13 protein-coding genes are annotated in these 13,137 nt (G+C 72.2%); 7 read left to right on the top strand and 6 right to left on the bottom strand.

Annotated features, from left to right (window positions below; translation table 11 throughout):
* Nucleotides 1–92: 92 nt before the first annotated feature.
* The gene (locus ACZ52J_RS22275; protein WP_360499540.1) at nucleotides 93–770 is read right to left on the bottom strand and encodes a uracil-DNA glycosylase; all 678 of its coding nucleotides are present in this window, start codon (nucleotides 768–770) and stop codon (nucleotides 93–95) included.
* A 176-nt stretch (nucleotides 771–946) separates the two neighbouring features.
* Nucleotides 947–2,038, bottom strand: a complete 1,092-nt coding sequence (locus ACZ52J_RS22270) for an amidohydrolase family protein (RefSeq protein WP_360499538.1) — start codon at nucleotides 2,036–2,038, stop codon at nucleotides 947–949.
* A gap of 108 nt (nucleotides 2,039–2,146) precedes the next feature.
* On the opposite strand from ACZ52J_RS22270, the gene ACZ52J_RS22265 reads away from it, so the two are divergent.
* On the top strand, nucleotides 2,147–3,232 hold the full coding sequence (locus ACZ52J_RS22265; RefSeq protein WP_465621045.1) for a pyridoxal-phosphate-dependent aminotransferase family protein: 1,086 nt from the start codon (nucleotides 2,147–2,149) through the stop codon (nucleotides 3,230–3,232).
* A gap of 61 nt (nucleotides 3,233–3,293) precedes the next feature.
* Here the strand turns inward: ACZ52J_RS22265 and ACZ52J_RS22260 are convergent, their stop codons facing one another.
* Together ACZ52J_RS22260 and ACZ52J_RS22255 are read right to left on the bottom strand one after the other, a co-directional pair.
* A complete protein-coding gene (locus ACZ52J_RS22260; RefSeq protein WP_465621043.1) occupies nucleotides 3,294–4,937 on the bottom strand; it encodes an APC family permease in 1,644 nt (547 codons plus the stop codon).
* Nucleotides 4,938–5,034: 97 nt separating this feature from the next.
* Nucleotides 5,035–5,181 (bottom strand): hypothetical protein, encoded by a 147-nt coding sequence (locus ACZ52J_RS22255; RefSeq protein WP_465621041.1) that lies wholly within the window; start codon nucleotides 5,179–5,181, stop codon nucleotides 5,035–5,037.
* Between the two features lie 83 nt (nucleotides 5,182–5,264).
* On the opposite strand from ACZ52J_RS22255, the gene ACZ52J_RS22250 reads away from it, so the two are divergent.
* A complete protein-coding gene (locus tag ACZ52J_RS22250; RefSeq protein ID WP_465621039.1) occupies nucleotides 5,265–5,396 on the top strand; it encodes a hypothetical protein in 132 nt (43 codons plus the stop codon).
* A 13-nt stretch (nucleotides 5,397–5,409) separates the two neighbouring features.
* On the opposite strand, the gene ACZ52J_RS22245 is transcribed toward ACZ52J_RS22250, so the two are convergent.
* Nucleotides 5,410–6,012: a hypothetical protein gene (locus tag ACZ52J_RS22245; RefSeq protein ID WP_465621037.1), complete on the bottom strand. Its 603-nt coding sequence runs from the start codon at nucleotides 6,010–6,012 to the stop codon at nucleotides 5,410–5,412.
* A gap of 212 nt (nucleotides 6,013–6,224) precedes the next feature.
* Here ACZ52J_RS22245 and tmpA point away from each other — a divergent pair, with 212 nt between their 5' ends.
* Nucleotides 6,225–7,814, top strand: coding sequence for a 2-trimethylaminoethylphosphonate dioxygenase (tmpA, locus tag ACZ52J_RS22240; RefSeq protein ID WP_465621035.1), 1,590 nt, complete (start codon nucleotides 6,225–6,227; stop codon nucleotides 7,812–7,814).
* Nucleotides 7,815–7,857: 43 nt separating this feature from the next.
* Here the strand turns inward: tmpA and ACZ52J_RS22235 are convergent, their stop codons facing one another.
* On the bottom strand, nucleotides 7,858–8,592 hold the full coding sequence (locus ACZ52J_RS22235) for a GntR family transcriptional regulator (protein ID WP_465621179.1): 735 nt from the start codon (nucleotides 8,590–8,592) through the stop codon (nucleotides 7,858–7,860).
* 435 nt (nucleotides 8,593–9,027) lie between these two features.
* Here ACZ52J_RS22235 and ACZ52J_RS22230 point away from each other — a divergent pair, with 435 nt between their 5' ends.
* The 4 genes from ACZ52J_RS22230 to ACZ52J_RS22215 are packed head-to-tail and all read left to right on the top strand — an operon-like array spanning nucleotide 9,028 to nucleotide 13,118.
* The gene (locus ACZ52J_RS22230) at nucleotides 9,028–10,191 is read left to right on the top strand and encodes an ABC transporter substrate-binding protein (protein ID WP_465621033.1); all 1,164 of its coding nucleotides are present in this window, start codon (nucleotides 9,028–9,030) and stop codon (nucleotides 10,189–10,191) included.
* Nucleotides 10,192–10,197: 6 nt separating this feature from the next.
* A complete protein-coding gene (locus tag ACZ52J_RS22225) occupies nucleotides 10,198–11,169 on the top strand; it encodes an ABC transporter permease (RefSeq protein WP_465621031.1) in 972 nt (323 codons plus the stop codon).
* Complete coding sequence (locus ACZ52J_RS22220) at nucleotides 11,169–11,978, top strand: ABC transporter permease (RefSeq protein WP_396289799.1); 810 nt, start codon at nucleotides 11,169–11,171, stop codon at nucleotides 11,976–11,978. The genes ACZ52J_RS22225 and ACZ52J_RS22220 overlap by 1 nt, the downstream gene beginning before the upstream one ends.
* 54 nt (nucleotides 11,979–12,032) lie before the next feature.
* On the top strand, nucleotides 12,033–13,118 hold the full coding sequence (locus ACZ52J_RS22215) for an ABC transporter ATP-binding protein (protein WP_465621029.1): 1,086 nt from the start codon (nucleotides 12,033–12,035) through the stop codon (nucleotides 13,116–13,118).
* The last annotated feature ends 19 nt before the right edge of the window (nucleotides 13,119–13,137 follow it).

Here is a 13,137-nt window from a genome sequence, read left to right as displayed (position 1 = left end):
TCCGTCACATCAGCAACACAGAACGTAATTTCACCCGTTGGAGTGAGATTGACGTTCCGGGCTGACCCGACTCTGCTAGAGGGGCCGCACCCCTACGGCAGCCGCCAGTCCACCGGCTGCGCCCCCTGCCGCACCAGCAGCTCGTTCGCCCGGCTGAACGGCCGCGAGCCGAAGAAGCCGCGGTCGGCCGACATCGGGCTCGGGTGCGCCGACTCGATCGCCGGGACCTGTCCGAGCCCCGGCCGCAGCCTGCGGGCATCGGCCCCCCACAGGATCGCCACCAGCGGCCCCCCGCGCGCCACCAGCGCCCGGATCGCCTGCTCGGTGACGTCCTCCCAGCCCTTGCCCCGGTGCGCCGCGGGCTTGCCCGGCGCGGTGGTCAGCGCGCGGTTGAGCAGCAGCACGCCCTGCTGCGTCCACGGCGTGAGGTCGCCGTTGGACGGCTGCGGCAGGCCGAGGTCGGTGCCGTACTCCCGGTAGATGTTGATCAGGCTCGCCGGGATCGGCCGCACCTCCGGCGCCACCGAGAAGCTGAGCCCGACGGCGTGGCCGGGGGTCGGGTACGGGTCCTGCCCGACGATCAGCACCCGCACGTCGGCGAAGGGCTGCTGGAAGGCTCGCAGCACGTTCGGGCCGGAGGGCAGGTAGGTGCGGCCGGCGGCCAGCTCGGTGCGCAGGAAGTCGCCCATCGCGGCCACCCGTCCGGCGACGGGTTCCAGGGCGGTGGCCCAGCCGGGCTCGACGATCTCATTCAGTGGACGCGGTGCCATGGTCGCCACCCTATCGGCCTACACCGACAGGGCGTTCAGCGGATGATCATGTGATCAAGGGCCCGCCGGAGGGCCCTCCCCGCGGCCCTCACAGCAACCCTCACAGTAACCGGACAAACGCTCAACGAACCGGTCAACGAACCAGCCGACCAACGGCCGACCAACCGGGCCGACCGTCAGCCGACCGGCCGCCCCCGCAGCACCACCAGACGCGGGTCCGCCAGCACCCGGACGTCCGCCCGGGGGTCCTCCGCGTACACCACGAAGTCCGCCGGCGCGCCCTCCTCCAGGCCCGGCCGCCCCAGCCACTGCCGCGCACCCCAGCTCGCCGCCGACAGCGCCTCGGCCGGACTCAGCCCCGCCTTCACCAGCTCCGCCACCTCGTCCGCGACCAGCCCGTGTGCCAGCGAGCCGCCCGCGTCCGTGCCGACGAACACCGGGATGCCCGCGTCGTGCGCGGCGCCCACGGTGTCGTACCGGCGCTCGTGCAGCCGCCGCATGTGCGCGGACCAGGCCGGGAACTTGGCCTCGCCGCCGGCCGCGAGGTCCGGGAAGGTGGCGATGTTGACCAGGGTCGGGACGATGGCGACGCCGCGCTCGGCGAAGACCGGGATCAGCTCCTCGGTCAGCCCGGTGGCGTGCTCGACGCAGTCGATCCCGGCCGCCAGCAGGTCCGGCAGGGACTCCGCGGAGAAGCAGTGCGCGGTGACCCGCGCGCCCTCCTCGTGCGCCGCCGCGATCGCCTCGGCCAGCGCGTCGCCGGGCCAGCAGGCGGTGAGGTCGCCGCGCTCGCGGTCGATCCAGTCGCCGACCAGCTTCACCCAGCCGTCCCCGCGCCGGGCCTCGGCCCGGACGTACGCGGCCAGGTCGCCGGGCTCGATCTCGTGCGCGTAGTTGCGGATGTAGCGGCGGGTGCGGGCGATGTGCCGCCCGGCGCGGATGATCCGGGGCAGGTCCTCGCGCTCGTCGATCCACCGGGTGTCGGCCGCCGAGCCCGCGTCGCGGATCAGCAGGGTGCCCGCGTCACGGTCGGTGAGCGCCTGCTTCTCGCTGGTCTGCGCGTCCACCGCGCCGTGCGCGTCCAGTCCGACGTGGCAGTGCGCGTCCACCAGGCCCGGCAGCACCCAGCCGGTCACGGTGCGCACGTCCCCGGCGGACGGCGGACGGGTGAAGCTCACCCGGCCGTCCACCACCCAGAGTTCGTCCCGGACGTCCTCCGGGCCGACCAGCACCCGACCCCGCACGTGCAGCACCGCACCATCACTCATGGCCGCACTCTACCGACGGGGGCGCCACGTGTAAGCAGCAAGAATGCGGCACACTCGTTCCGGCACCCACCACCCCGTAGACGAAAGCCCGCGAAAGGCCGTGAAGCCGTGAGTCCCTTCCTCGACCTCCCCCCGCTCAGCGCCGCCGAGTTCGCGGCGATCGAGGACCAGGTGGCCGCGCTGCTGCACACCGAGGCCGACGTCATCGTCACCCAGGGCGAGGCCCTCCTCCCCCTGGAGGCCGCGATCCGCGGCGCCGCGCACCCGGGCTCCACCGCGCTCAACATCGTCACCGGCCCGTACGGGCAGACCTTCGGCAACTGGCTGCGCTCCTGCGGCACGACCGTCGTCGACCTCGCCGTCCCCTTCGACAGCGCGGTGAGCGCCCGGCAGGTGGCCGAGGCCCTGGACGCCGACCCGGCGATCGACTTCGTCTCGCTCGTCCACGCCGAGGCCGCCACCGGAAACACCAACCCGGTCGCCGAGATCGGCGCCGTGGTCCGCGAGCACGGCGCCCTGCTGATGCTCGACGCGGTCGCCTCCGTCGCCGCCGAGCCGCTGCTCACCGACGCCTGGGGCATCGACCTGTGCGTGATCGGCGGCCAGAAGGCGATGGGCGGCCCGGCCGGGGTGTCCGCCGTCTCGGTCTCCGAGCGCGCCTGGGAGCGGATCGCCGCCAACCCGGCCGCGCCGCGCCGCTCCTACCTGTCGCTGCTCGACTGGAAGGAGCGCTGGACCGACGCCGGTCGCGCCGTACTCCCGCACGCCCCGGCCCAGTTGGAGATGCTCGCGCTCGGCGCCTGCCTGGACCGGATCGCCGCCGACGGCCTGCCCGCCGTCATCGCCCGCCACCGCGCCGCCGCGGCCGCCACCCGGGCCGGCGTCCGCGCGCTCGGCACCCTGACCCCCTTCGTCACCGAGGACGCCCACGCCGCCCCGGTCGCCACCACCCTGCGCACCCCGGACGGCCTGCACGCGGCAGAACTCGCCGCCCTCCTCGACCCGGCCCTGCCCGTCCAGCCGGGCGGCGGCGCGCTGGCCGCCTCCATGCTCCGGATCAACCACTACGGACCGGCGGCCACGCTGGACACCGTCCGCGCCTGCCTCACCGGCCTGGCGACGGCCACGAACGCCGCCGCGGAGCCGGCCCTGGCCGCCGCCGAGGCCGCCTGGAGCGCGACCGTCGACGCCTGAGGACACAGCACTGCGGCCCCCGGAGGACGTCCTCCGGGGGCCGCACCCGCTCCGGGACGCCTCAGTGCCCGCCGGCGTCCACCACCTCGACGCCCCGGATGTTCCGCTCGATCTCCTCCGTGGGCAGCGCGACCGCCAGCGCCCAGTAGTAGACGACCAGCGAGAACACCACCACGACGCCGATGTCCCACCACAGCGGCAGGTTCCCCTGCGAGCCCTCGCCGAAGGTGCCCTGCCAGGAGACGATCCCCATCCCGACCAGGTAGACCGGCAGCCACTGCCCCGCCTTGAAGTCCATCCGCGGCGCGTTCGGCACTCCCTTGGACGCGGCGTACGCGGAGTAGCCGCCGAGCAGCACGTACCCGATCACGATCGCCAGGCCGAGGCGCCACAGGGTGTCCCAGCCCGACCAGTAGATGACCAGGCTCGCCACCACGAAGGCCAGCGGCGAGATGACCGTGCCGCCGGGCAGGTGGTACGAGCGCTCCATCCCCGGCAGCCGCTTGCGCAGCACGCCGAAGGCCAGCGGCGCACCCGCGTACATCAGCACGACGGCCGAGGTGATGAAGCCGACCAGCCGCTGCCAGCTCGGGAAGGGCAGGAAGCAGATCACCCCGGCGACCCAGGCGATGATCAGGCCCAGCCAGGGCACCGAGCGCTTGTCGGTGTACTGCAGGGCCTGTGGGGCGTAGCCGTTGCGGCTCAGGCCGTACGTCACCCGCGAGCTGGAGGTCATGTAGACCAGCCCGGTGCCGGCGGGCGAGATGATCGCGTCGATGAACAGGACGGTGGCCAGCCAGCCCAGGCCGATCAGGGTGGCGAGGCCCGCGAACGGTCCGCTGATGCCGGGGTAGGTGAGCGTGCCCCAGCCGCCGGCGAAGGTGTCCGGCGGCAGGGCGCCGATGAACACCACCTGGAGCATGACGTAGATGATCGTGCCGATCACCACCGACCCCAGGACGGCCCGGGGGATGTCCCGCCGGGGGTTGCGGCTCTCGCCGGCCCACTGGATGGCCTGCTCGAAGCCGAGCAGCGCGAAGATCACCCCGCTGGTGCTGATCGCGGCGAGCACGCCCTTGGCGCCGTCCGGTGCGAAGCCGTGGACGCTGAAGTTGGAGCCGTGGAACTCGGTGATCCCGAGCGCGAAGATGGTCAGGATCGGGACGGCGACCTTCCACACGGTGGCCACGCTGTTGGTGTGGGCGAGGAGCCTGACGCCGAGGAAGTTGATCGCGACGAAGACACCCATCAGCGCGGCCGCGACCACGAACCCTGCGGCGGTGAGCGTCAGGTTCTTGTTCAGCAGGCCGTCCGCCCAGGACCAGTGCTGGGCGTAGTTGATCATCGCCTGCACCTCGATCGGCGCGATCGTCGCCGCCTGCAGCCAGGTGAACCAGCCGAAGGACATCCCCGCGAACCCGCCGAAGGCGTAGTGCGGATACCGCGCCGTCCCGCCCGCCACCGGGAACAGCCCACCCAGCTCGGCGTGCACCAGCGCCAGCAGGATGATCGCCACCGCGCCGACCCCCCACGACACCAACGCCGCCGGCCCCGCCGCCACCGCCGCCTTCTGCGCCCCGAACAGCCACCCGGAGCCGATGATCGCGCCGACCGAGGCCCACAGCAGCCCGGCGACCCCGACCTCGCGCTTGAGCCCGGTATGCCCGGAGGCTCCCGTACTCGAATTCGTATCGGCATGAGCCATGCCCGGCCGCCTCTCACCTATCAGGACAAAATCCATCCCGACACTGCCGCAACACGCCGAACTCCCCCACGCCAAAACGCGCTCCGACCCGCACCTGTCAGCCAGACGGAGGAAGCGACCGCCGATGACGACCGCTCCCCTTCCGCAACAACGCCACCGGGGTATCGTCCTGCGCCTCGACCAGTTCCCCGCCCCGCCGCACGATCAGCGGATAAGCCTCCGAGAAGTCAGCCGCCACCGCCACCGGCCGCCAGACCCGCCTGGCGCAGGCGGGGCGTCGCCACCGCGATGCACCGCGCGCTGGTGGACGGGTTGGAGAGCCGGCGCGTGATGCTGAACAGCCGGCCGGAGGCGACGGCGGCCCAGGCCGCCTATCGGGCGTGGGGCTACCGCAGGGTGGGTGCGGCGGTTCCGTGGGAGGGTGCGGCGGAGCACGATGTCCTGGTGCTGGAGCTGTGAGGCGCCGGACCTGCTAGGACGGGACCTCGGCGAGGTGGCGGAACGTGCGGGCGTGGTCGGCGAGGGTGTCGCTGTCGAGCGTGATGTCGTCGTAGTGCTCGACGTAGATGGCCGCCATGCTGCCGTCGACCCAGGTACAGAACCCGAGGTCCTGGGGCTTCCCGGCCTTCTTCATGTCGGTGCCGTGACCGCATCTCATGACGCCGTCGCGGTCGCCCGGATCGACGGTGCGCAGGCCCACGACGTGCTGGCCGGTGCTCGCCAGGGTGGTCATGTGGTCGATCTCGGCCGAGGGCGCGATGGAGGGCAGCTCGCGAACAGCCAGGAGGACGGTCCGCGTCCTGTCCGCGGCCTGGTAGCCGCTGACCTTCGCATCGGCCAGGAGCGGCGAGATCTTGGGGAGCCGTTCCGCGGGGACGCTCGGCACCCCCAGGAAGTCCTTCGGCGGGCTGTAGCGGTACGCACCGAAGGCGGCGATGTTGTCGGCGAAGACCACAGCGAGGGTGGTGACTCCGGCGACCCCGAGTGCGGCCAGGGTCAGCCAGAGCCTGCGGCGGGAGCGCGGCCGGTGGGGGCGGGGTCGGGGCGGCGGGGGTGACGTCCACCAGGACGTCACCGGCCGGGGTCTGATCTTGATCGAGCACCGGCATATCCGAGCAGGTCGGGGCCATGGGCACAAGAGATTTGGCGGCGGTCTCGACGGACAGTTCCCCGGACGTTCATCCGACGGGCACGCGGAACTCACCGGGGAGCGGCAGGCTCCCTGCCGGAGGCCGAGTTGGCTATACAACTTTACCGGCAGGGCTGCCGCCGAGGAGGAGACCACCGATGACCGAGCTGCCGCCGTACTGGCTGCGCGACAACTGCCCCTGCGCCGAGTGCCGGGATCCCCGGAACGGGCAGAAGCTGTTCCGGATCGGCGATCTGCCGGAGGGCCTGAGCATCGCGGCGAGCACCGAGACCGACGGGCACCTGGAGGTGCTCTGGTCGGACGGGCACCGGTCCCGGTACGCGCCGGAATGGCTCGACGAGGCGGACGAGGGAGACGGGCGCACCGAGGACGGCAAGCGGCTCTGGGCGGCGGCGGACTTCGCCCGCGGCATCCCCGAGGCGGAGTGGGCGGCGTACCTCGCCGACCCCGCCGAGCAGGCCGCCGTCCTGAGCGCCGTCCGCCGCAGCGGGTTCGCGGTGCTGCGCGGGGTGCCGGTCGTGACGGGGCAGGTGCTGCGGGTGGCGGAGAGCTTCGGGTACGTCCGGGTCACCAACTACGGGGAGCTGTTCGACGTCCGGGTCGAGCCGGACCCGAACAACCTCGCCTTCACCAGCGCCGCGATCGCACCGCACACCGACAACCCGTACCGCGACCCGGTGCCGACGCTGCAGCTGCTGCACTGCCTGGAGAACGCGGCGACCGGCGGGGACTCCGGGCTGGTGGACGGGTTCAAGGCGGCGGCGGTGCTCCGGGCGGAGTCACCGGCGGACTTCGCGACGCTGACCCGTACGCCCGTCCCCTTCGTCTTCCGCGACCGCCGCACCGAGCTGCGTGCCGACCGTCCGCTGATCGACGTGGACCCCCTCGGCCGGATCCGCGAGGTCAGGTTCAACAACCGCTCGATCGGCACCCTCCGGGGAGGCGACCGGGAAGCCTTCTACGCCGCCTACCGCCGCTTCGCCGCGATCACCCTGCGCCCCGAGTTGCAGCTCGCCTTCCGCCTCGGCCCCGGCGACTGCCTGATCTTCGACAACACCCGTCTCCTGCACGCCCGTACGGCGTTCCGACAGGACGGTCGCCGACACCTCCAGGGCTGCTACGCCGACCTGGACTCGCTGTCCTCCACCCTCGCCGTGCTGCACCGCCGCACCGCCGCCCTGGACGCGATCGCCGGGCTGTTCGCGGGCGAGAGCGCCGGGGAGTACCTGGGCGAGGAGGTCACCATGGCCGAGCACATGCTGCAGGCCGCCGCTGCCGCCGAGGCCGTCGGCGCGCCGGACCACCTGGTCGCCGCCGCCCTGCTGCACGACGTCGGCCACTTCTTTGACGAACACGGCCAAGGTTCCCTGCACGGACAGGATCTGATGCGGGGTCAGGACAATCGGCACAGCCACACCGGCGCCGACTGGCTGGCCCGCTGGTTCGGCCCGGAGGTCACCGAGCCGGTCCGGCTGCACGTGGCCGCCAAGCGCTACCTGTGCGCGGTCGAGCCCGGATACCGGGAGCGGCTGTCCGAGGCCTCCGAGTACACGCTGGCCGTCCAGGGCGGCCCGATGTCCGACCGGCAGGCCACCGAGTTCGCCGAACTCCCGGGCGCCACGGACGCGGTGGCGGTGCGGCGCTGGGACGAGCAGGCGAAGGTGGCCGGCGCCGCGACCCCCGGCTTCGACCACTACCGCCCGCTGCTCGCCTCCCTCATGCGCTGACCCCGCAGAGCGCACGAAGCACGCGGAGCGCACGGGAGGTGGCTCAGTCCATCTCCCGCGCGTGCCGCGAAAGCGCCGAGGTGGCCAGGGAGTTGTGCACGCTGAAGGCCACCGTCCCGGGCAGGTAGCGGTCCTGGGACCATTCCACGGGCGTGCCCGTCGGGTCGGTGGTCCGGCGCCGTTCGCGCAGCAGCGGGCTGCCCCGGCGGCAGCCGAGCAGTCGGGCGTCCTCGGCGTTGGCGGCGACGATGTCGATGGTGTGGTCGGCGTCGGTGAACAGGATGCCGTGCTCGCGCAGGACTTCGGTGTGGGAGACCACGTCCGGGGGCAGTTCGGCGACGATCTCGCCGACCCTCGGCGGGTAGACGGTGCGCTCGACCATCACGGGCGTGCCGGAGAGCGTGCGCAGTCGGACCGTCACGTACACCTCGGCGCCCGGTTCCAGGCGCAGTTGCTCGCGTTCGGCGGCGTCGGCCGGGCGGCGCACCAGCGAGTCGAGGATGCCGCCGGGCTCCTCGCCCATCGAGTAGGCCCAGTGCGTGAAGCTGAGCAGTTCGGAGAAGCTCTGTACCCGGGCGCCGCCGAGCACGACCCGGCGGGTGCCGCGGCGGGAGGTGACCAGTCCGTCGGAGCGCAGTACGGCGAGCGCCTGGCGGACGGTGCCTCGGGAGACGCCGTACTGCTCGGCCAGCGCGCCTTCGGCGGGCAGCCGGCCGGCCTCGCCGTACGCGCCGGTGGTGATGGCCTCGCGCAGGTCGGCGGCCACCTTCCGGTACAGGGCTCCGGAGGTTCGCTCCTCGGTCGCGGCGGGGCGCTGGGGCTCGGTCGCGGCGGGGCGCTGGGGCTCGGTTGCCACGTCAGTCAATGTCCCTCCTGGGGCAGTGTCCTGCGCAGCCGTACCGGCGCGGACAGCCCGACCTTATCCCGCTGCGCTTTCGAAGCATGGCACCGAACGGATCACGCTCCGGTGGCCGGATTCCACCGTTCCCGCAGCCGACCCCGGTTCTGGGCCGTCTGTTCACCTTCCCGTCACCGGACTGCGGCGTACTTACCCCCGTCAGCGAAGTTGGCTAGTCAACTCGGACGGTTCCGAACAGCCCCCGTAGCCCGGACGACTCCGGAAACGACTCCGGAAATCACTCCGGACCGCCACTCGCCAGATCCCCCGATCGAGACGCCCACTCGCAGTTCCCCCTTCTCAGGAGACTGACCCGTGTCCGTGCACCGCGCCCGCTCCGCCGCCTTCGCGGCCGTCCTGACCGCTGCCGCGCTCTCCCTCACCGCCTGCGGCTCCGCCGGCTCCTCCGCGAAGTCCGGCGACGCCGCGGGCGGCAAGAACGCCAAGACCGCCACCTCGGTCGCCGACTTCGGCGGCATGGACGGCCTGGTCGCCGCCGCCAAGAAGGAGGGCAAGCTGCACGTCATCACGCTGCCGCGCGACTGGGCGAACTACGGCAAGCTGATGGACGACTTCAAGGCCAAGTACGGCATCGAGATCGAGGACGAGAACCCGGACGGCTCCAGCCAGGACGAGATCAACGCGGTCACCTCCCGCAAGGGCCAGGACCGCGCCCCCGACGTCGTCGACCTCGGCTCCGCCTTCGCGATCAGCGCCGGCAAGCAGGGCCTGCTGGCCCCCTACAAGGTGACCGACTTCGACAAGATCCCGGCCACCATGAAGGACGCCAACGGCCTGAGCTACAACGACTACGGCGGCTACATGTCGATCGGCTGCGACGCCAAGAAGGTGTCCGTCTGCCCGAAGACCTTCGCCGAGCTGCTGAAGCCCGACTACAAGGGCATGGTCGCCCTGAACGGCAACCCGACCAAGGCCGGTGCCGCCTTCGGCGCCGTGTACGCGGCCGCGCTCGCCAACGGCGGCTCGCTGGACAACATCCAGCCGGGCATCGACTTCTTCGGCAAGGTCAAGCAGACCGGCAACTTCAACCCGGTCGAGGTCACCCCGGCGACCATCGAGAAGGGCGAGACCCCGATCAGCATCGACTGGTCGTACCTGAACGCCGGCTACGCCGACAAGTTCAAGGACAAGGGCATCGACTGGCAGGTGGCCATCCCGTCGGACGGCTCCTACGCCCAGTACTACAACCAGGCGATCAACAAGGACGCCCCGCACCCGGCGGCCGCCCGCCTGTGGGAGGAGTACCTCTACAGCGCCCAGGGCCAGAACGGTTTCCTCGGCGGCTACGCCACCCCGGCGCTGTTCGACGCCATGAAGGCCGCCGGCACCCTGGACGCGGCCGCCTCGGCCAAGCTCCCGCCGGTCGAGAAGCCCTTCACCACCTTCCCGACCCAGGACCAGACGGACGCGGCCAAGAAGGTCGTGACCGAGAACTGGGCCAAGGCGATCGCGGGCTGACCTGAGATGACCACGGCACCCACCCCGGTGCCGGCCTCCGCCTCCGCCGCCCAGAGCGGCGGAGGCGCCATCGCCGGCTCCGTCACCCCCGTCACCACGGCCGCCAAGGCCCCCCGCCCCGGCAAGCGCCGGGCCGGCGGCAGCCGAGCCTGGCTCGCCGCCCTCCCCCTCCTGCTGTTCTTCGTGATCGGCTTCGGCCTGCCGGCCGTGGCGATCGCCATCGGCGCGTTCACCACCTCCTCGGACGCGCCCGACGGCGGCGGCACCTTCACCGCCGCCAACCTGACCGGCTCCCTCCAGGGCGCCTACTGGACCGCCCTGTGGGGCAGCGTGAAGCTCTCGCTGCTGACCGCGCTGATCGCCACCGTGGTCGGCCTGCCGCTGGCCCAGGCCGTGGCGACCTCCCGGTTCCGGATGTTCCGCGAGGCGGTGATGTCGGCCTCCGGCGTGCTCGCCAACTTCGGCGGCGTGCCGCTCGCCTTCATGTTCGTCGCCACCCTCGGCAACTCCGGCGAGGTCACCAAGAAGCTCGGCCTGACCAAGCACGGCTGGAGCCTCTACACCTTCTCCGGCCTCTCGGTGGTCTACCTCTACTTCCTGGTCCCGCTGATGGTCATCACCATCACCCCGGCCCTGGAGGGCCTGCGCGTCCAGTGGCGCGAGGCCGCCTACAACAACGGCGCCACCTCCCTGCAGTACTGGCGGCACGTGGCGCTGCCCGTCCTGCTGCCCTCGCTGCTCGGCGGCTTCGTGCTGCTGTTCGGCGCCTCCTTCGCCGCGTACGCCACCGCCGAGGCCATGGTGGGCAGTTCGGTGCCGCTGATCTCGATGCAGATCGGCGACGCACTGTCCGGCAACGTCCTGGTCGGCCAGGGCAACCTCGCCCTCGCCCTCGGCCTCGACATGATCGTGGTCGCCTGCCTGGTGATGGCCGTGTACCTGCCCCTTCAGCGCCGGAGTGCCAAGTGGCTCGCCTGATCGATCGCATCCGTTTCGGCCGCGGCCTGGTCCTGCTGGTCTGCGCCGTCTACTTCGCCGTGCCGATGGCCGCCTCGCTGTGGTTCAGCATCGACGACAACAAGGGCGGCACCACCTTCCGCGCCTACACCGAGCTGCTGAACGCCCCCGGCTTCACCGACAGCCTGGTGCTCAGCCTCGAACTGGCCGGCGTCACCGTCGCGGTGCTGCTGCTCCTGCTCGTCCCGGCGATGCTCGCCGCCCGGCTCGGCGCGCCCAGACTGCGCCCGGTCATCGAGGTGATGTGCTCGATGCCGCTGGTCGTCCCGGTGGTGGCGCTCACCACCGGCATCATCGGTGTACTGCGCTGGGGCCCGGACTACCTGCAGGACACCCCGCTGTTCCAGACCATCGTGGCGATCCAGAACCCGGACTTCCCGATCGTCCTGGTCATCGCGTACGTGCTGATGGCGCTGCCCTTCGCCTACCGGGCGATCGACGCCGGGCTGCGCGGCGTGGACGTCGTCACCCTGGTCGAGGCCGCCCGCAACTGCGGCGCCGGCTGGCTGCGCGCGGTGTTCACCGTCGTCCTGCCGAACCTGCGCAGCGCCCTGCTGAACGCGGCCGTGCTCACCGTCGCCCTGGTGCTCGGCGAGTTCACCACCGCCTCCATCCTCGGCTTCGCCCCCTTCTCGGTGTGGATCAACTCCAACGGCAAGAGCGACGGCCAGATGTCCGTCGCGGTCTCGATGCTCAGCCTGCTGATCGTCTGGGTCGTCCTGCTGCTGATGTCCGCCGTCGGCCGCGGCCGCAAGGCCGCGCGCTCCTGAGCGCACCGCCCTTACGGTCCTGAACCGCCCCACGTTTTCCAGGAGTCACCAGCCATGACCACGGCCCCCGCCCCCGTCACCGGCGTCGCGCTCGCCCCCGGCAGCGCCACCGTCGAGTTCCGCTCGCTGCGCCGCTCGTTCGGCGCCACCACCGCCCTCGACGGCCTGGACCTCACCGTCCACCCCGGCGAACTGCTCGCCCTGCTCGGCCCGTCCGGCTGCGGCAAGACCACCGCGCTGCGCATCCTGGCCGGCTTCGAGCAGCACGACTCGGGCGAGGTCCTGGTCGACGGCCAGGACATCACCGCGATCCCCGCGCACAAGCGCGACGCGGGCATGGTGTTCCAGTCGTACAGCCTCTTCCCGCACCTGACCGCGCTGGACAACGTCGCCTTCGGGCTGCGGATGCGCGGCGCCGGCAAGGCCGACCGCCGCAAGCGCGCCCAGGAGCTGCTGGAGCTGGTCGGCCTGCCGCACCGCGCCGAGCACTACCCGCACCAGATGTCCGGCGGCCAGCAGCAGCGCATCGCGCTCGCCCGCGCGCTCGCCCTGCAGCCGCGTGTGCTGCTGCTCGACGAGCCGCTGTCCGCGCTGGACGCCAAGGTCCGGCTGCAGCTGCGCGAGGAGATCCGGCGCCTGCAACAGGAGTTGGGCATCACCACCCTGTTCGTCACCCACGACCAGGAGGAGGCGCTGTCGATGGCCGACCGGGTCGCGGTGCTGCGCGCGGGCAGGCTGGAGCAGTGCGCCACCCCGTCCGAGCTGTACGGCCGGCCGGCCACCGCCTTCGTCGCCGAGTTCGTCGGCACCATGAGCCGCATCCCGTGCACCCGCACCTCGGACGGCGTCGAGGTGCTCGGCCGCCGCCACACGGTGGACGGCGAGATCCCGGCCGACGGCGAGCTGCAGGTGCTGGTCCGCCCGGAGAACGTCACCCTGACACCCGCCGAGAACGGCCCCGCGCTGGTGGTCTCCGCGTCCTTCCTGGGCGCCGTCACCCGGCTCACCGTCCGCCTCGACGACGGCACCGAGGTCAAGGCCGACCTGCCCACCGAGGCCACCGCCGCGCTGCCGGCCGGCTCGCGCGCCGAGCTCACCCTGCCCGAGCGCCCCGTGCTGGTGGACCGCCGCCCGGCCTGAGAGCCTTGCACGTCCCTGC

Source organism: Kitasatospora sp. NPDC034035 (assembly GCF_055575755.1).
The sequence above is the reverse complement of the archived record's forward strand: the minus strand, read 5'-3'. Positions and strand labels throughout refer to the sequence as shown.